Source organism: Alitabrizicola rongguiensis, from assembly GCF_021491355.1.
In the GTDB taxonomy this organism is placed as follows: Bacteria; Pseudomonadota; Alphaproteobacteria; order Rhodobacterales; family Rhodobacteraceae; genus Aliitabrizicola; species Aliitabrizicola rongguiensis.
In genome coordinates this window covers 970860-990024 of record NZ_JAKENF010000002.1, presented here as the reverse complement: position 1 = coordinate 990024, position 19165 = coordinate 970860, and the positions used below count along the sequence as shown (strand labels likewise).

Here is a 19165-nt window from a genome sequence, read left to right as displayed (position 1 = left end):
ATGCTGGCCGATATCCTTATCCGCAATGCGCGGGGCCTGGACAGAAGCGGGCCGGTTGCCGTCGGTGTGGCCGGCGCGCAGATCGTCTGGGTCGGGGCGGATGAAGACGCTGCCACCCTTGTCGGCAACGAGACGCGGGTGATCGATGCCGAGGGGGCATGGGTGCTGCCGGGCTTCTGCGACAGCCACATCCATCTATTCGCCGGCGGTGCATCGCTGGCGCAGTTGAACCTCGGGGCAATCCACTCCTCCGACGCGCTTGCGCAGGCCCTCGCTCCCCATGCGCGGGGAGAGGGGCTGCTGTGCTGTTACGCCGCCAATTACGACCTGCTTGGTCCCGGCACGCGACCGGACCGCGCGGCGCTCGACCAGATTGTGCCGGACCGTCCGCTTTACATCGCGGCGACCGACTATCACTGCGCCTGGGCCAATACCGCCGCGCTGGCGGCAGCCGGCATCCTGCACGGCGCCGATGCCGGGCCGGGGGCCGAGGTCGTGATGGGGCGCGACGGTCTGGCGACCGGAGAGTTGCGCGAATTCGCGGCGATGGCGCTGGTCAAGCGGCTATCCGCGACGGGCGGGCGCGAGGATCTGGGGATCGCCGGGGCAGAGCCCTCGGTTGTCTCTGTGGAAGAGCGGACGCGCGACAAGACGGCAATCGCGGCGGCGCTGGCGGAATGCGCCCGCAACGGGATAACCGCCGTCGCCAACATGGACGGCAACCTTTATCAGGCCGATCTGCTGGAGGAGATGGCCGAGGCGGGCGAACTGCCGATCCGTGTCAGCCTGGCGATGACGCTGACCGCCGCGCAGTCTGACGATGAACGGCGGGCCCTGATGAACCGTGCGATGCATCCTGCGCGAGGACATCTGCGGTTCGGTCGGGTCAAGATGTTCATGGACGGAGTCTTCGACACATGGACGGCGTTCCGGACGGATGACTATCCGGGCAGGCCAGGCTTCCGTGGCGAGCCGCTGTTCCCGCCCGACCTCTTCGCCGCGATCTGCGTCGAGGCCGACCGGCGCGGCCTGCAGATCGCCACCCATGCGGTGGGGGATGGCGCGGTGCGGGCGGTGCTCGATGGCTATGCTGCCGCCCGCGCAGCGAATGGCCCCCGCGACTCCCGTCACCGGATCGAGCATATCGACATGCTGCATTCCGACGACCTGCCACGGATCGCGGCGCTTGGGGTTGTCGCTTCGATGCAGCCCGTCCATCCACCGGGGTCGAGCGGCCTGCCGCTTGAGCCGACCATCAGCATCATGGGTCCCGAACGCTGGCGCGATACCTTTCCGTGGCGGGCAATCGCGGACAGCGGGGCAACGCTGGCCTTTGGCACGGACTGGCCGGTTTCACCCTTGTCACCCGTGAACGCAATCAACAGCGCGATGATCCGGCGTGCCTGGGCGGCGGGGGTTCCCGACCAGCGGCTTACATTGGCCGAGGTTCTGACTGCCTATGCGTTCGGTGGCGCGCACGCGGGATTCGAGGAGAACCTGCGCGGCCGGCTTTCGCCCGGTTGTGCGGCAGATCTCGTGCTGATGAAGGGGGAACTGCAAACCCTGTCTGGCCCTGTGCCTGACCTGACAGTCAGCTTGACGATCTGTGATGGAAGGGTGCTGTTCGACGTCGCAGTCTCGCAGACCTGAGCGGGCACCAGAGCAGACTTGATTGATGCGCAGGGCCCGATACTGTCGGGACAGGTCCCTTATGCGAGCGTCCGATGCCCTATTTCACCCGACGCCCCTACGCCGAGATGCAGCCCGCCTCCCCTGCCGCCCAGGGTGCCTCTGCAGTCGATATCCTCGCCCTTGCGGATGAGGTCCTGGCAGCTGAGACAAAGAGTGCGTCCGACGGTCCCTTCCGTATGCGATCGCCGGTCGCGCCGGGTGCAGCGGGTCGGATCGTTCTTGATGTGGCCATCGATCCAGGGCCACCGGTTCCGCCGCTTCGGCTGATCACAAGCGATCTTGTCGGGTCGGCGGGTCGGATCGCTGCCGACCGGGTCGGGGTCGATCCAGCCACGCTCGTCGCCGGACAGGATCGGGAGTTGCTGATCATCGTATCCGTGCCGTCGGGCGCGGCGGCCGGAACCTATTCTGGCACGGTCACGGCGCCGGGACCGGACGGCTTCGTCATCCCAATCGAAGTGCAGGTCATCGGCTGATCACGCCTCGCGCTCGATCATGAAGTCCAGGCAGTAGCCGATGAACTCCCGATCCTCGCCCGACGCCTCGGCAAAGGCCGTCTGGAATGCCGCACGCGCCCCTTCGACCAGCTTGCGCGATGCATCGCGGGCGAAGCCGATCGTGCCATGGCGCTGCATCGCCTCATAGACCCATTTGACCTCGGTCGTGTCGCGCTGCGGGCGGGGCAGGGCAAGGAACCGCGACAGCCGGTCCAGCTCGCTCGCGTCGGCAAGTGCCGCCAGACGCGACAGCATGAGCGTGCGCTTGCCTTCATAGATGTCGCCGTGGATTTCCTTGCCGTACTTCTCGATTGAACCGATCAGGTTCAGCACGTCATCCTGAATCTGGAAGGCCGCCCCCAGATAGAAGCCGAAGGCATTGAACCGATCGAGATCGGTCCTGCCGGGTTGCGCGATAAGAGCCCCGATCCTGACGGGATGAATGAAGCTGTACCAGCAGGTCTTTTTCAGCGTCATGCGCAGATAGTCCGACGTGCCGACCGTCAGGTCGTTGTCGAGGATCCAGCCAAGCTCCATCGCCTGCCCTTCAAGAGACTCGGCGATAAGGTGGTCGAACTCGTCAAGAATCCGGTCGGCCCGCGCCGGGCCCAACTGGGCGATGTTGCTGCGCAGCATCCGCAAGGCATGGGCCAGCATCGCATCGCCCGCGTTGATGGCAAGTGGCACGCCCATGCGCTCGTGCAGGCAGGGGCGGCCGCGGCGAAATTCGCTCAAGTCCTGGATGTCGTCGTGGATGAGAAAGGCGTTGTGCAGGAGTTCAACGACGGCGGCAGAGGTGAGCGCCTCGTCCATACGCCCGCCGAATGCCCTGCAGCTGGCGATCAGAAGTGCCGGCCGCAGACCCTTGCCGGAATGGGCGACGTAGTCGCGCATGGGGTCATAGAGGTAGGCGCGCGGTTCCCCCTGCGGCAACCGTTCGATGAGGGCCGCGCGGGCGAGGTCCCCGTACTCCGTCAGCTTTGCGAGAAACCCTGCGCGGTCCAAGACGAGCTCAGGCCTTCTGTGTGAAGCGAAACCGGCGGCGCTGTCTGTTCGCCGTCGGCATGGGCAGACCCTGATCGCCGACGCCGAGCGCCACGAGCGCATCGGCTGCGTTCGAGACTACCTCTGCTCCCGGAACTGCCGACCCGAGGCCGGGCAGGCTGCGGCCGAAGTTCTCGAATACCCCAGAGGGCAGGCCAATTGCCGACAACGCCTGTGCGACGCCGGGATCGGCCAGCGGTCCATCTGGGCGGGACATTGCGTCGAGGAAAGGCTCGGACAGAGCAAGCGGACCATCGCCACCGCGTGCTATTCCGGATGCCTTGTGTGCCAACGTCATCGCCGCTTCCAGCATCACCGGATAGCGGTCATCCCATGGTAGCCCGGCCTTGTAACGCGCCCGGTCGTATTCCCGGAACGGGACCAGCGCGTCAGGTTCGTGCAGGTTCCAGATCTTGCACTTCTTCGCCGTCGATCCGCTGCGTTCAAGGATCGCGTTTACCGCCCGCCGCGCCGCTTCATTCGCGCCCTCCATCGTCGCAAGATCGGTGTAGGTGCGCACGTAGTCCGAGGCCAGCGCCAGGTTGGCAATGGCGGTTCCCGCCTCTGGGCGCAGCCGCCAGGTATCTGCGTTGTTCACCAGAAGAGGCTCGACATTCGACAGGCGGTCGGGGTGGTTGGGGTCGTTGACGATGTCGGGGTCGAGGAACCAGTAATGCAGATCCTCGTCGCGCAGCACCTCCTGCCCGTCCACGTTGAGGCTGCGCTTCAGCTGCGCCCAGACCTCGGTCATGATTTCGGTTCGCGTGCAGCGGGAGGCTGGCTTGCCGCAGAAGCCCTTGTGGTCCCACTGCGAGATATCGACGGACAGGATGCCCCTCGTCGTGCCATCTCCCCACTGGCCGAAATCGACCCCGGTCCAGAACTGCCGCTGCGAGACGGCGGTCAGCGCCCAGGGACTGTCGATGAAGATGATGTGGCCATGGGTGATCGGAATGTCGCGCTTGAGGTAGAACTGGATGCCGTTCATCCACTGTACGTTCCGCGCCAGAACCGGAAGCGTCGCGAGAGACGGGTCCACTGCCGTGATGGCAGGTGAAACGAGCGGCGCCATGCGCTCGATCGGCAGCGCGCTGATGAACCAGTCGCCGCTGACGGTGATCGGCCGGCCGTCCTGCGTCGCGGTCACCGAGGAAATCCTGCCACCCGAGACCTTCAGTTCGGTCACTTCCGTCCCGTATCGGTAGGTCATTCCCCGGCCGGTCAGGTAGGCGAGCCAGGGCTTGATCCAGACATCGCTCGTCGGGCCATTCAGCAGCCTGTCCGGCGCGGTGCCGGGGGCGATGATCCCGAAGACGAGTTGCAGGAAGATGTCGCCGATCGTCTTGACGCTGGCCTCGCGCGCCTTTGCCGCCACCAGCGAGCGGGTCAGCCCGATGGCGAGCAGCTTCTGGTAGGCCTCCGAACGGTCCTCGGCACCGACGAAATCCCACCAGCGCAGTTTCTCGTAGTCATTGAGCCGGCGCTCTTCACAAGAGGTCAGGATGCGCCAGATGCAGCCGGCAAAATGCTCGACCTCCTCGTAGGGTATGTCGTTGCGCGGAGAGATCGCCCACAGAAAGGATCGCAGCGCATTGGCAAGGTCGAAGGCATTCTCGGGAAAGCGCGACGGCAGCTCGATCCCCGGCTTGTCGTAGGAGGCGATCAGAACCTGTGTCGTGTCGACAAGGCAGTCGGCCACCGTTCCGGTCTCAGTCGGGATGCGGGCCAGGGTATCGGTGATGTGGCGATAGAAATTCGGAAAGAAGCGAAACCCGTGCTCGCCCGGCAGCCAAGGTCTGCGCCGACCAAGCGGATCTGCGGCGACCGCTGCGCGCACCGCGTCGGCATGGGAATCCTTACTGCCGTGATCGCCGATGCCTTCCAGTACTGGGATGCTTCGCGCCTTCCCGCCGGCGAGTGTCAGCTTTTCAAGAACCTCGACCTCGTAGCCGCGCTCGATCAACTCATGCGCGGCACTCAACCCCGCGACCCCACCACCCAGAATGACGACCTTGTTCGACATGGCGCGTTCCTATCCGGGAGTTCGATCGATTGGCCCGAAAGCGTAGAGGTCGTATTCGACGATGTGTCGCTCCAGATCGACCTCTCCGACACTGAAGCACTGCAGGCGGTTGATCCATTTCAGTTCGGGAACAGCTGTCAGATAGCGCGGGGCAAATCGGAGCGGCGCGCGGCGCGGGCTGCCGCCGCGGGCCAGTTGCGCGTAGCCGTCCGGGCCGAAATCTACCAGACCGTTGTATTCCGTCTGGACGATCCCTCGGTCCGGAATGCGGATCAGGGCGTCGATCGCGCAGACGCCTACTCCGTCGGGTCTGACCCGCATCCAGTCACCGCCCTTGTGCAGGATGTCCCCGTTAAGGCCCGGACCGCGCACGGTGCCGCCATCCCTCAGAGCGAAAAGCAGGCGTAGTCCGTCCGGCGTTTCCCCGACCGGATCATCGTCCGGATAGACCGGGGCAGTGACGCGGAACAGGAATACTGGCTCCAGTGGAAACCGTGCCGGATGAGATGGAGTGACCGGAGAAGTTGGGGCATCCGATGAGGGCGGACTAGCGCTGGCGACCCGCTCAGGCGCGATGCCTTTTTGCTTTGGGTCAATCGACCGGCCCGACCGCATGAGGACCGGACGCCAAACCAATTCTGCCCCGGGCGGCGGGTCGGGCAAAGCCAGCGTGAAGATTTGCGCGCCGCTGGCAGGGTCAATGCCAAGTGGGCTCCCACGGACTTCACGATCCGGGCCGTCGGCAATACTGTAGATCGCCTTCACCGCGTTGGCTGGGTGAGCAGGGAACACCCGGATCAAAGTACCCAGGGATTGCCCCCGGCGAGCCGCCTCGGCAACGGCCGGCGTCCAGGAGAACCCGACGCCGCTATCCCAGCATTCAGCCACCGGGCGTCTCTCAGGCCTTGCCGCGCTTCAGCAAGGCGATGGCCCGCCCATCCTTGACCCGCAGAAGGAAGCGTTGCGAGACGCGGAAGACATGGCTGCCTTCCAGAGTGGCCTGGAGATAGCGTACCGAAATGTCGCTTGGCACCACGATTTCCACCGGATCGCCTTGCAGGGAGATCACAAGGCCGGTCCCCTCTGGAAGGCTGCTTGACCGGACCAGCGGGCCCTCGATGATCGGAGGAATGCCGTCACGGGGCAGGACCATCGACTTAGGGATGGGTTCATGGATGTCGCGGAACAGGTCATGGGCCAGGACCACGGCAAAGGGGCGGTGGTATCCTGACGTCTCCAGATCCAGAACTGCCTTCACGACGGCCCGGAACACGTTTGGCCCGTGTTCATCCTTCGATCCGCCGACAACCTCGACCTGATGCTCTCGTTTGGTCGAGAGACCCTCGTACTCGCTTGATCCGCCGATGTGGTAGACCTTTTCGATACCATCCGTGCCCAGCAGGTCGCCGTCGCCCTTCTTGCCGTTGAACAGGACCGCGTCCTCGACCCGTGCGACGATCCCCGCCGCGCGGCGGAAAAGCGCAGTTGCCGCCAGCAGTTCCGGGTCGGCAAGCATGTGGTTTTTCAGGTGGACATTGACCGAAACCGAAGCAAAGGGCTTCGTCGTTTGATCATCTACCTCGAGCATCCCCAGGGCGCCGGGCCGCTCGGGGGCGCGGACTTCCAAACGGTTCATGGGCGCTGTTTCGGCTCCACCCTGCAGCGGGCCGTAAAGTGGCAGGAACGATGCTGCCACGCGCACACGCATCGCCTCGTCATGCACGATCTGCCGCACGCGGGACCATTCGGCATCGCCCCAGGGGATCTGGCCGTCACTCATTTCCTATTCCTTTCCGGCAGGATGGCTTTCATGGCGTCAATTCATCTGGCTTGGGTCGAGTTCGTGACGGGAGAGAGTTGCCCGAGCGCGCTCGATCAGGGGAACGGCATGCTGCTCCTGCGCCAGACGCAGGGCAGCGGCGAAGTCCTCCAACGCAGCTTGGCGATTGCCAAGGACCAGCCGTGCCTCGCCGCGCATGCGCAGCGCTTCGGGCATGTAGCAACGCTCCGCCCTGGCATCAGCGCTGGCGATGCTGCGCGTCAGTCGCTCTTCCGCCAGCGCCGCTTCGCCATTTGCCAGAAGGACCTTGGCATAGACAGGCTCGAACTGACTTAGAGTCAGGTTGTATCCTAGCCCCGAGAAGACATCGATGAAGCCGCCGACAGCAGCGCCCACGGTCGCCACGTCGCGCTGCTCCGCCAGAACGAGGTAAGAGCGCGCCATCGGTGTCCAGAAGGCAAAGCCTTCCGCCTCGGAGATACGCAGCGCCCGTTCTGCGATCGGCTGGAGACGGTCCCAGTCCTCGCGGAACAGAAGATTGAACGAGGATACGCACAGCGTATGGACAAGCGCGCCGACATGATCGAGTTCTTCCGCCCTGGAATGCGCGGCGGCCAGTGCGTTGTCGGCGGCCGTGTCGTTGCCAAGGAACCAGTGGGCGTTGGACGAGATCGTCAACATGGCCGCGCTCGGCGAAAGCTGGAACAGACGCAGGCCAAGGACATCATCCTCGCGGGCATAGCGGCTCAGCCCGGCCTCGACCTCGGTCAGGGTCTCGCGGAATTCGCCGCGCGAATAGTGAGAATAGGACATCGCATGCCCGGCCTCGAGCGCCGACAAGCGCGCTCCATCCGCTGCAGCAAGTTTCGCCACCTTTCGCGCCACGGTCAGACCGGCATTCAGATCGCCGCGCAGATAGCTGTTGGTCCAGAGCCCCCAGACCGCCCCCATCTCTGCCGCCCGGTCGCCCACGGCGACCGCCAGGTCGAGCGCGCGGCTGCAGGCGCGTTCGACCTCGGGGTCGGCCCACCCGCGCAACGACATGATCGCCGGGGCAAGAGCCATCTGCACGTCCAGCTCAAGGCGGTCCTTGAGTTCTCCTTCGGGCAGGCCTTGCAGGTCGTGAAGAGCATTCGTCAGATGTGCCAGCGCGGGCTGGTAGGCGGCCTTGTTGAGCGCGTTGTGGCCGGCTAGGTGCCAGTGCCGAACCGCGGCTTCATCCAGTTCTCCGATCGAGCAATGGCGGGCGACAGTCTCGGGTTCGGCTCCAGCAAAGGCGCTTGCCCCGGCAAGCATCGCCTGCGCGATCGATCGATGGATCTCGCGGCGGCGTTTCTTGAGCAGCGTTTCATAGGCCGCGTCCTGCACCAGGGCATGGTTGAAGACGATCGCGCTGGATCCGAAACCGGGCTGCTCGTAAGCCAATCCAGACCTGCAGAGCCTGTCGAGTCCGCCTTCGATGTCCGGGTGGTCGGGCACGATCATCCGCAGCATATCGGCGTTGAATTCCCGGCCGATCACACTCCCCAACTGCGCCAACTCCTTGGCGCTTTCAAGCCGATCGAGCCGCTCCATCAGTGAATCCTGAAGCGTGGCAGGGATGGAGATGCTCTTCGCTGCCTCCTGACTGAGTTCCCGGTTTCCGACGGAATCGAGCAGGTTGCGCGTCAGTTCCTCGGCGAACAGGGGAATGCCGCCAGCCTTGGCGACGATTGACTGCGCAAGGCCGGCGGGCAAGTCGCGACCTTGCGCGACCTGAGCAATGAGTTTTGCAACCGCATCGTCGCCAATGGCGCCCAGTACGATCCCGTTGATGCTGTCTTCAGGCCATGGCGGGACGAATTCGGGTCGATGCGTTACCAGCAAAAGAACGGGCAGATTCTCGATTTGCGGGATCAGTTGGCCAATCAGATCGATTGTCGCGCTGTCTGCCCAATGGGCGTCCTCAAGAAGGATGAGAACGGGCTTCTCGGAGGCGAGTTGGCGGACGCGACTAACGAGCGTTTCGAAAAGCAGCCGCGCACGCACTTGCGGGTCGCCTGACTGCGGCGCGCCGCGGTCGAGATCAAGCAGATCTGAAAGAACAACCTCGCCCTGTTCCCCGAAGCCCCGCGTCTTCTGAAGGTAGGCACGTAGAGCAGACCGGCGGCCATCCTGAGACTGGCCTTTCTGCAGGCCGATCGCCGTCTCGATCTCGCGTACGATCGGGTGGAGGGGGCGGTTGACCAGATGCGCCGAGCATTGCCATTGCAGATGCGGGTCGCCACTATCGCGCGCCATTGCAAGCACGGCCTGAGAAAGCCGCGACTTGCCGATTCCAGCCTCGCCGCAGATTATGGCGGCCGTGCCCCGGCCTGATCGGGCACTGTCCCACAGCGCAGCGAGGCGCTGCACCTCGGCTTCCCTGCCAACGATCGGGCGGAAGTTTCCGCGGGTCTGCGCTTCGAAGCGCGAGGCGGAGGAGTTTTCGCCCAAGACCCGGTAATAGGCGACGGGGGCACTGAATCCCTTCAGTTCGGCTGTTCCGCGGCTTTCACTTTCGAAAGTCGCACCGCAAAGATGCCTGGTGGTTTCACTGATAAGCACTTCACCTGGCGCCGCGAGTTGCTGCAGCCTCGCGGCAAGGTTAGGCGTTTCCCCCACAACGATGGAGCCTGCCGAGGCGATTTCCTCTGCCTCCCCCACGACCACGACGCCGGTTGCTATCCCGATCCGCACTCGCAGATGTACGTCGCGCACGGTCTTGAGCGCCGAGACCTCGAAAGCCAGCTCGAGCCCGGCACGCACTGCGCGAACGGGGTCGTCCTCTCGCGCAGACGGGAACCCGAAATAGGCCATGATGCCATCGCCCTGGGCATAGGCGACATGCCCGCCATGCTCGGTAATGATCCGCGAGCAGAGACGCTGATACCCCCGGATCACGTCGCGCAGATCTTCGGGGTCGATCGAGTTCGCGAGCTGCGTCGAGCCAACGATGTCAGAAAACAGGGTCGTCAGTTGGCGGCGTTCCGCGGTCGGGGCGCTGTGCGACGGCCGCGTGGGCTTAGCCGCTGCCGAGGATTGAAGGACCCTCTGAAGCCGGTTGCGCTGGTCGGGGGATAGACCGATCCTTTCCAGGTCCGGATCGGTCAATGCCGCAATCTCTCCGGCCGGCAGTCCGCTCGTGGCAAGCGCCTGGGCAACATCCGTCATGCCGAGTTGGTCAAGGACTTCGAAGATGTTGCCGGTCATGGGCGTTCATCCCATGCAGATCGCAGGACGGGTGCGCGATCCGAAAAAACAAAAGCACCAGCAAGCATCAGGGCTAACGAAAGAAATCTGTAGAAGCCGCTCCGCGCCAACGTTCCCTCCCAGATCGTGGAAGAACGCTAATTGAGAATCTTTTGTCGGTCTATCCTGTTATTCAGGCATGTGAAGGCGTGGTCTTCAGATCATTTTTTCGATCGGTCGGAGGCCGAAACGGATCCCGGCAAGGCGAAGCTGAGGACCAAATTGGCCCTCCTCTAGGATTGTCTTGCGGCGCCCCCTCAGCCGGTTGCTTCCAGGCTTGGTCCTACACAGGCACACGAGGCAGCGTCCTGGCAGTCTGGCGAAGGCGAGACTGCAGGATGGCGCGGCCGGTTGCAGCGCGGGATGATTGAACATTTGGCTCGGCACTGGCCTGCCAGCCGGAACGAATTGGCCCCCTTTTCGACTGCCGTCCTGTCGCGGCTCGAACTTTGCTGGTCTGGAAACCGGGTATCGAATAGACCAGATGGCATTCGCGGTTGTGAACCGCCCTGACAGCAACCTGATCGCCGGAATTGCCTATGGCCTCCATCACCGATTTCTCCCTGAAGAACATTCGTCTGGAAGATGATGGCGGCGGAGTCTGGATCGTGACGCTGAACCGGCCCGAAAAACGCAATGCGCTGAACGCCGAAACGATAGAAGAGCTGATTGTCCTGTTCTCCGGTGCGATGGCGGCCGGAGCGCGGGCCATCGTTCTGACAGCGGCGGGTGACCATTTCTGCGCGGGGCTCGACCTTGTCGAGCATCATCGCGCCGACCGCAGCCCGGCAGAGTTCTGGCAGCTTTGCCTGCGCTGGCACGAGGCTTTCAACAAGATGGAATATGGCGGCGTCCCGATCATCGCGGCGCTGAAAGGCGCGGTTGTCGGTGGCGGGCTGGAATTCGCATCGGCGGCCCATATCCGAGTGGCTGACCGGACCACCTATTTTGCCCTGCCCGAGGGCCAGCGGGGTCTGTTTACCGGCGGCGGGGCGACGATCCGCGTGGGCAACCTGATCGGCAAGGCCCGGTTGATCGACATGATGCTGACGGGGCGGATCTACCAGGGGCAGGAGGCGGTGGACCTTGGCCTTGCGCAATATCTGGTCGAGGGCTCGAGCGTCGACCATGCCCTTGCTCTGGCCCGACGCTGCGCCGAAAACCTGCCTTTGACCAATTTCGCCATCTGCTCCGCCATCAGCCATATCCAGAACATGTCGGCGCTTGATGCCGCCTATGCAGAAGCCTGTGTGGCTGGCGTGGTCAACACCCAGAGCGCCGCACGGGAACGGCTGGCCGCCTTCGCCGACAAGACCGCCGCACGGGTGCGACCCAAGGAATAGACCGCCTCAGCGCCCGTGGCTGCGGTTGTAGCCGTTGACGGCAGGTGGTTGCCAGCCGGCCAGCGCTCCGTCAGCCGGCTTCAGGATTTCGATCCGCAGCGGATGGCAGGCAGCGCTGTCCGATGAATGCTCCGACGAGCAGTCTCCCCCGGGACAGGCTGAAAGTGCGCCCACGAGGTCGATCTCGGCGAAGAACTCCAGGTAGTCACCCGGGCGCACCGGGCTTGCCTTCATGAAATATTGGCCGGTGTCGCGGGTGAAGCCCGTGCACATGAAGACGTTCAGTACGTCATGGACATGCGGCTCGGCCTCGCGCAGTGAAAGTCCCGTCGCATCTGCAAGCGAGCGGGTCAGGTTGGAATGGCAACAGTGATGATACTGGCCTCCATGGCTCAGCAGATTGTGGGTGTAGGGATCGCAGCGCGTGCCGATCACGTCATGGACCGAGCCGCCGAAGGCATCGAAGCCATACCAGTCGAGCGTGTCATGGGTAATGGTCGCCATCGGCCGCAGGAAAGGCAGGCAGGACCACATCCTGTCGCCGGTCGACAGATGCGTTCCATGCAGCGCGCGGGTCTTGCCCGAGTAGAACCGCTCGGACAGGTCATTGGCATTCCACAGGTTGAGGTCCCCCACCTGCGGCCCCTCGACCGAGTGGATGCGGAAGAAATGACCGGCCGGAACGCGGAAATGTGCTGCGTCGCGCGGGGCAGCTGTCACCTCGGCGATGGGGCTGAGGGTCTTGCGCGCACGTGCGTAGATCTCCATCGGCGCCGGGGGCAACGTGTCGACGGGATAGCAGATGACCGGGACAACCGAGCGGCGAGCCTCCCCATCATTGGGGAGGATGTTTTCGGGATGCATGGGCTTCACGGATGGGGCCTTTTGCAGGATAGACCCGAAGCGGATAGCCACCGCGCATGGCGCTGTCGCGCGGTTCAGCGACCCCACCTGTCGCTGGTCGACCAGGCGATTGCCGGCCGCTTGATTTCGTTGAACCAGAAGGTCGCCTTGAGCGCGGCATCTCTCCCTGATCCGCTGGAGGCGAGGCGTTGCACTTCGTTTGTCGCGAACAGACGGGGGCTTGGTGACAGCCCGAGATCGATTCAGTACCCTGAGCAGCCTGTCGTGCTGATCCACTGCTCGGCACAGTTTTTTCTCCTTCCCGGCCAATGGCATCCCCGAGGTCAATGTTCGACCGCCCGCGAATCCCTTGACAGGATTTGGATCGTTCCATAAACAGATTTGGAACGATCCAAATATAGGGTGGGGGAATGCGCTGGGCGCTGGTTGGGGCAAGCACGATCGCCGAGCAATTCATGATCGACGCACTCCGGGCGACCGGGCAGGATGTGGCGATTGTGGTCAGCACCTCGGCCGCACGCGCCAAGGACTTTGCTTCCGCCCAGGGGATTGCTGCGGCGACAACGGATCTGAAGGCCGCACTCGCGGACCCCGCGATAGAGGCAGTCTATATCTCGTCGACGAACGAAAAGCACTTCGCGCAGGCCATGGCGGCCATCGGCGCGGGAAAGCATGTGCTGTGCGAAAAACCTCTCGGCATGACGCTGGACGAGGCAACTCGAATGGTGCGCGCGGCCGAGGCAGCCAATCTGGTCTTCGCCACTAACCATCACCTGCGCTGCTCCGGCAGCCACCGTGCGGTGCGCGATCTGATCCTTGCGGGCCGGGTCGGAAGGGTGCTCTCGCTGCGGCTGTTCCATGCCGTTCATCTGCCCGAGAACCTGCGTGGCTGGCGGATCAACGATGCTGGCGCGGGCGGTGGTGTCATCCCCGACATCGCCGTGCACGACGCCGATGTCGTCCGCTTCCTGCTGGACGAGGACCCCGTTACGGTCGTCGCCCAATCGACCTCTTCGGGAATGGGAGAAGGGGTCGAGGACTCGGCAATGTCGGTGTGGTCCATGCCCTCGGGCACCATGGTCTTTTCGCATGAAAGCTTCACCCATCCGTTCGCCGGTTCCGGGTTGGAGGTGCATGGCACCGAAGGCTCGATCTTCGCCCGGGGCGTGATGACGCAGCAACCGGTAGGCGAGATCGAGTTGGTGACCAAGGCGGGTCGCGAGGCCGTGCCCTATTCGCCGCATAACCTCTACGTGCAGGCCGTCCGGCAATTCGCCGACGCAGTGGCCGGCAAGGGCCAGGTCGCCGCCAGCGGCCGGGACGGCATCAAGTCCCTCGCTGTCGCTCTCGCAGTCAGGGACGCCGCCAGAACGGGATCGCGCCTGCACGTAACCTATGGAGACCTCGCGTGACCAAGGTCGTCAGCCCGTCCGAAGCTGTCTCCCGTATCCGCGACGGTTCCGTGGTTACGGTGTCCTCCTCATCGGCCCTCGGATGCCCGGATCTCGTGCTCAAGGCGCTCGGGCAGCATTTCGACGAGACGGGCCACCCGCGCAACCTCACGACGCTCCATCCGATCGCGGCGGGCGACATGTATGGAGTCAAGGGTATCGACCATATTGCGAAAGACGGGCTGCTCGCGCGCGTTCTGGCGGGGTCCTATCCGTCGGGATCGTCGAACCTGCCGATGCCCGAGATCTGGAAGATGATCGTCGAGGACCGGATCGAGGCCTACAATGTGCCGTCAGGGATCATGTTTGACATGCACCGGGAAACCGCCGCCCGCCGACCGGGAGTGCTGACCAAGGTCGGGCTCGACACCTTTGTCGACCCGGCCCGCGAAGGCTGCGCGATGAATGCCAAAGGGGCGGCCGCGCCGATCGTCTCACGCGTGGAATTTCTCGGCGAGACCTGGCTGCATTTCCCCAACATCGTGCCCAATGTCTGTATCCTGCGAGCGACGACCGCAGACGAGCATGGCAACCTGACCTACGAACACGAGGGCGCCTATCTGGGTGGGCTGGAACAGGCGATCTGCACGCGCAACCATGGCGGCCTTGTCATCGCGCAGGTGAAGCGGGTGACGGCGTCGGGCTCGCTCCGCCCGCATGACGTACGGGTGCCTGGGCATCTTGTGGACTTGATCGTGATCGACACCGACCAGCGCCAGACAACCGAGACCCCCTACGACCCTGCGATCTCGGGTGAGATCATGCGGCCCTGGTCAAGTTTCCATCTGGCCGAACATGGCGTCGAAAAGGTGATCGCCCGCCGCGCGGCGATGGAGCTGAAGGGCGGCATGACCGCCAACCTCGGCTTCGGGATCAGCGCCATGGTGCCGCGCATCCTGCTTGAGGAGGGCCACCCCGAGGCGGTGACCTGGGCCATCGAACAGGGTGCCGTGGGTGGCATGCCCCTGACCGGCTTTGCCTTCGGCTGCGCCTCGAATGCGGACGCCTTCGTGCCCTCGCCGCAGCAGTTCATCTACTTCCAGGGCGCCGGTTTCGACATGAGCTTCCTGTCCTTCCTCGAGGTGGATGTGGAGGGCAACGTCAATGTCTCGAAGCTGGGCAAGAAGCCCTATCTGACGGCAGGCTGCGGCGGCTTCGTGGATATCACCGCGCACGCGAAGAAGATCGTCTTTTCGGGCTGGTTCGAAGCGGGGGCAGAGATCGGCCTGTCGGCGGATGGCATCCGGGTCGAAAAGCCGGGCAAGTTCACCAAGATGGTCGACAAGGTCGAACACGTGACCTTTTCGGGTCGGCGTGCACGGGAGCAGGGGCAGGAGGTGCTCTATGTCACCGAGCGCTGCGTGATCCGGCTGGCGGACGATGGCCTTGTCGCGACCGAGATCATGCCGGGGATCGAGCCCGCCCGCGATATCGTCGCCGCTTCTCACGGGCGGGTGCGCGTCGCCGAGAATGCCCGGGTGATGCCTCTGTCGCTGGTCGGCGAGGCGCCGATGGGGTGGCTGCCATGAGCGGGGTCCGGCTGGAACTACGGGGGCGGGTGGCCGAGCTTCGGCTGGACAATCCGGCAAAGCTGAACGCCTTCACCATCGGGATGCTGGGCGAATTTGCGAGCCATCTCGAAACCGTCGAACGCAATCCTGACATCGCCTGCCTTTTGGTCACCTCCTCGCCCGCGCGCGCCTTCTGCTCGGGCGCCGACATCAATTCCTGGGGCGACCTTGGCCCGGCGGAATTCGCCCGACACTGGGTGCGCGGCGGCCATCGGATCTTCGACCGGCTGGCGCGACTGGCGCGGCCCACGATTGCGGTCGTCCATGCCCATGCCTTCGGCGGCGGGCTGGAACTCGCGGCGGCCTGCGACCTTCGGGTCATGGCGCCCAAGGCGACGCTTGCGCTGCCCGAAGCGGGGATTGGCATTGTTCCGGGCTGGTCCGGGACGCAACGGCTGGTCCGCCTGCTGGGCGAACCCGTGGTGAAGGAAATGGCGTTGTTCGGGCGCCGCATAAGTGCTGATCGGGCCTTAGCCCTGGGCTTCGCCGCCGAGATCGCCGAGGATCCGCTGGCCGCCGCCGAAGCTATCGCGGCCAAGGTCTGCGACCTGTCGCCCCGCGCCGTCGAGATCAACAAGACCATGATCCACGCCGCCTGCGACGAGGATCGCGCCGCGATGATCGAGGCGCTCGGCAGCGCCGCGATTTCAGCTTCGGATGACCGCGCCGAGGGCGTTGCGGCCTTCCGAGACAAGCGCAAGCCCAGCTTTACCGGACTTTGACAATGACCCAGATGACCCTCATTGCCGCCACGGCGACCGACCTTCCCGAGCCTGCGCAGAACCGCCACCTGATCGGCGGGCGCTGGCAGGACAGCGCAGACGGCACGGTATTCGAGCGGGTTTCGCCCTCGCATGGCGTGGTGGTCAGCCGATCCGCCAAGGGGAGCGAAGCCGAGACGGAGGCCGCCATCGCCGCTGCCCGTGCCGCCTTCGACGATGGCCGCTGGAGCCGCATCTCGGGCAAGGCCCGTGCCGCAGTCCTGCTGAAGGTTGCCGACCTGATCGAGGCCAATGTCGAACGTTTTGCGCTGATCGAGACGCTGGAATCGGGCAAGCCGATCACCCAGGCGCGGGGCGAGGTCGGAGGGGCTGCCGACCTCTGGCGATATGCTGCCGCACTTGCCCGCACCACGCATGGCGACAGCCACAACACGTTGGGCGATGACATCCTTGGCGTCGTGGTGAAAGAGCCGATCGGGGTGGTTTCGGTCATCACGCCGTGGAACTTCCCCTTCTGGATCCTCAGCCAGAAGCTCCCCTTCGCGCTGGCCGCGGGATGCACCTGTGTCGTCAAACCGTCCGAGATGACGCCTTCGACGACTGCCATGCTGGGCGAGTTGCTGATCAAGGCTGGCCTGCCGGATGGCGTGGTGAACATCGTGCTGGGCTATGGCAATCCGGTCGGATCGCTGATGTCGAGCCACCCCGATGTGGACATGGTCACCTTCACCGGATCGACCGCCGTCGGGAAACTCATTTCACGAACCGCCTCGGAGACGCTGAAGAAGGTGGCACTGGAACTTGGCGGCAAGAACCCGCAGGTGATCTTCCCCGACGCCGATCTGGAACAGGCGGCGGATGCGGTGACCTTCGGCATCTATTTCAACGTCGGTCAGTGCTGCAATTCCGGCAGCCGCATCATCGTGCACGACGACATCGCGGATGCCTTCGTGGCCCGCGTGGTGGAGCTGTCGCGGCAGGTCGCCTTTGGCGATCCGCTCAACCCCGCGACGCAGGTCGGGGCAATCGTCACGCGCGAGCACAATGCCAAGATCGACGGCTACGTCCGCGCCGCGGTCGCCGCCGGGGCCGAGGTTGTGCTTGGAGGCGGTACTCTCGAGGTGCCGGGCCTGGGGCACCAGTTCTACCAGCCAACGGTCGTGCGCGGCGTGACCCCCGATATGGCAATCGCCCGGGAAGAGGTCTTCGGGCCCGTCCTCTCGGTTCTCACCTTTCGGACACTGGACGAAGCGATCGCGCTGACCAATGATGCAAGCTATGGTCTGTCGGCGGGAATCTGGAGCGAAAATGTCCATACATGCCTTGGCTTTGCGCGGCGGGCGCAGGCAGGGACTGTCTGGACCAATACCTGGATGGACGGCTTCCCAGAGGTGGCCTTTGGCGGAATGAAGCAGTCCGGTCAGGGAAGGGAGATCGGACGCTACGGCTTTGACGAATTCCTCGAGGTGAAATCGGTCGTGATGCGGATCGGTCGCACGCGCGCGCCTTGGGTGAAGTCCCCTTGACCGGATCGGTCGCAGGGGAAGAAGACGAAAGACAACGCATGACAGGGAGGTCAAGGATGCGTGGCTTTGTTGGACGGAAACTGACGATCGTCGCGGCGCTCATGGCGACGACGGGTCTAGCTCAGGCTGAGGATGTCGAGGTTCTGCACTGGTGGACCTCGGGCGGAGAGGCTGCGGCGCTGAATGTGCTGAAGGACAACCTGAAGTCCCAGGGCATCGGCTGGGTCGACATGCCCGTGGCCGGTGGCGGCGGCGAGGCGGCGATGACGGCGCTGGCCGCGCGTGTCACGGCAGGCGATCCGCCCACCGCTGTGCAGATGCTCGGATTCGACATCACTGACTGGGCCAGCCAGGGCGCGCTTGGCAACCTGAACGCGGTTGCCACCGAGGGCGGCTGGGATGCCGTGGTGCCGACGGCGCTGCAGAAGTTCTCGAAGTATGACGGCAACTGGATCGCTGCTCCGGTCAACGTCCACTCGACCAACTGGGTGTGGATCAACAAGGCTGCCCTCGACGCCGCCGGCGGCAAGGCTCCCCAGAACTGGGACGAGCTGATCGCCGTGCTCGACAAGATGAAGGCCAACGGCATCACCCCGCTCGCGCATGGCGGCCAGCCCTGGCAGGATGCGACCATCTTCGACGGGATCGTGCTGTCGGAAGGCAACGACTTCTACAAGGCCGCCTTCATCGATCTCGATCCGGCGGCGCTTGGCGGCGACCAGATGGCTGACGCCTTCAACAAGCTCATCACGCTCCGTGGTTATGTCGACGACAACTTCTCGGGCCGCGACTGGAACCTTGCCTCGGCGATGGTGATCAACGGCGAAGGCGGCATGCAGATGATGGGCGACTGGGCCAAGGGCGAGTTCCTGAAGGCCGGCAAGGTGCCGGGCGTCGACTTCGTCTGCATCCGTTTCCCGGGCACGCAGGGGTCGGTCACTTTCAACTCCGACCAGTTCGCGATGTTCAACGTGCAGGGCGAAGGCAAGCAGGCCGCACAGGCCGCGATGGCGAAAGACATCATGGACCCGGCCTTCCAGTCGGCGTTCAACGTGGTGAAGGGCTCGGTTCCGGCGCGGACCGACGTTCCGAACGACGCCTTCGACGATTGCGGCAAGAAGGGCATGGTGGATCTCGCCGAAGCCAATACCGCTGGCTCGCTGTTCGGATCGATGGCCCATGGCCATGCAGCCCCGGCAGCGGTCAAGAATGCGGTCTATGACGTTGTGACTGGCGCCTTCAACGGCACCTATCCTGACGGCGCCACCGCCGCCGCCGCTCTGGCCGAAGCCGTGGCTGCCGCCCAATAACGGCACAAGGTCCGGGCGGCGATGTGCCGCCCGGCTACCCCGCCGGGCGACCCGGCACAATCCGGACAGGAA

Annotated in this window: 14 protein-coding genes; 8 read left to right on the top strand and 6 right to left on the bottom strand. The window is 64.4% G+C overall.

Annotation, left to right across the window (positions count from 1 at the left end):
- Together L0V05_RS10700 and L0V05_RS10695 are read left to right on the top strand one after the other, a co-directional pair.
- Window positions 1-1650: an amidohydrolase gene (locus tag L0V05_RS10700; protein ID WP_234870266.1), complete on the top strand. Its 1650-nt coding sequence runs from the start codon at window positions 1-3 to the stop codon at window positions 1648-1650.
- Window positions 1651-1724: 74 nt separating this feature from the next.
- Window positions 1725-2168 (top strand): hypothetical protein, encoded by a 444-nt coding sequence (locus tag L0V05_RS10695; RefSeq protein WP_234870264.1) that lies wholly within the window; start codon window positions 1725-1727, stop codon window positions 2166-2168.
- Here the strand turns inward: L0V05_RS10695 and L0V05_RS10690 are convergent, their stop codons facing one another.
- From L0V05_RS10690 to L0V05_RS10670, 5 genes are read right to left on the bottom strand one after another with little or no spacing between them, the layout of a single operon-like run.
- A complete protein-coding gene (locus L0V05_RS10690) occupies window positions 2169-3194 on the bottom strand; it encodes a polyprenyl synthetase family protein (RefSeq protein ID WP_234870263.1) in 1026 nt (341 codons plus the stop codon).
- A 7-nt stretch (window positions 3195-3201) separates the two neighbouring features.
- The gene (locus tag L0V05_RS10685) at window positions 3202-5256 is read right to left on the bottom strand and encodes a hydroxysqualene dehydroxylase (RefSeq protein WP_234870261.1); all 2055 of its coding nucleotides are present in this window, start codon (window positions 5254-5256) and stop codon (window positions 3202-3204) included.
- A 9-nt stretch (window positions 5257-5265) separates the two neighbouring features.
- Window positions 5266-6144, bottom strand: coding sequence for a DUF3237 domain-containing protein (locus L0V05_RS10680; RefSeq protein ID WP_234870259.1), 879 nt, complete (start codon window positions 6142-6144; stop codon window positions 5266-5268).
- A 10-nt stretch (window positions 6145-6154) separates the two neighbouring features.
- On the bottom strand, window positions 6155-7036 hold the full coding sequence (locus L0V05_RS10675) for an encapsulin (protein WP_234870257.1): 882 nt from the start codon (window positions 7034-7036) through the stop codon (window positions 6155-6157).
- A 36-nt stretch (window positions 7037-7072) separates the two neighbouring features.
- Window positions 7073-10267 carry an AAA family ATPase gene (locus tag L0V05_RS10670; RefSeq protein WP_234870255.1) on the bottom strand — a complete coding sequence of 1065 codons (3195 nt, stop codon included), beginning with the start codon at window positions 10265-10267 and terminating at the stop codon, window positions 7073-7075.
- A 578-nt stretch (window positions 10268-10845) separates the two neighbouring features.
- On the opposite strand from L0V05_RS10670, the gene L0V05_RS10665 reads away from it, so the two are divergent.
- Window positions 10846-11649 (top strand): crotonase/enoyl-CoA hydratase family protein, encoded by an 804-nt coding sequence (locus tag L0V05_RS10665; RefSeq protein ID WP_234870253.1) that lies wholly within the window; start codon window positions 10846-10848, stop codon window positions 11647-11649.
- Between the two features lie 6 nt (window positions 11650-11655).
- Here L0V05_RS10665 and L0V05_RS10660 read toward each other — a convergent pair whose 3' ends face one another.
- The gene (locus tag L0V05_RS10660) at window positions 11656-12513 is read right to left on the bottom strand and encodes an urea carboxylase-associated family protein (RefSeq protein WP_234870251.1); all 858 of its coding nucleotides are present in this window, start codon (window positions 12511-12513) and stop codon (window positions 11656-11658) included.
- A gap of 410 nt (window positions 12514-12923) precedes the next feature.
- Here L0V05_RS10660 and L0V05_RS10655 point away from each other — a divergent pair, with 410 nt between their 5' ends.
- The 5 genes from L0V05_RS10655 to L0V05_RS10635 are packed head-to-tail and all read left to right on the top strand — an operon-like array spanning window position 12924 to window position 19093.
- Window positions 12924-13925, top strand: a complete 1002-nt coding sequence (locus L0V05_RS10655; protein ID WP_234870249.1) for a Gfo/Idh/MocA family protein — start codon at window positions 12924-12926, stop codon at window positions 13923-13925.
- A complete protein-coding gene (locus L0V05_RS10650) occupies window positions 13922-15493 on the top strand; it encodes an acyl CoA:acetate/3-ketoacid CoA transferase (RefSeq protein ID WP_234870247.1) in 1572 nt (523 codons plus the stop codon). Before L0V05_RS10655 ends, L0V05_RS10650 begins: the two co-directional genes overlap by 4 nt.
- Complete coding sequence (locus L0V05_RS10645) at window positions 15490-16257, top strand: enoyl-CoA hydratase/isomerase family protein (protein ID WP_234870245.1); 768 nt, start codon at window positions 15490-15492, stop codon at window positions 16255-16257. The genes L0V05_RS10650 and L0V05_RS10645 overlap by 4 nt, the downstream gene beginning before the upstream one ends.
- A gap of 2 nt (window positions 16258-16259) precedes the next feature.
- Complete coding sequence (locus L0V05_RS10640; RefSeq protein WP_234870243.1) at window positions 16260-17783, top strand: aldehyde dehydrogenase family protein; 1524 nt, start codon at window positions 16260-16262, stop codon at window positions 17781-17783.
- A 56-nt stretch (window positions 17784-17839) separates the two neighbouring features.
- Window positions 17840-19093, top strand: coding sequence for an ABC transporter substrate-binding protein (locus L0V05_RS10635; RefSeq protein WP_234870241.1), 1254 nt, complete (start codon window positions 17840-17842; stop codon window positions 19091-19093).
- Window positions 19094-19165 lie beyond the last annotated feature (72 nt).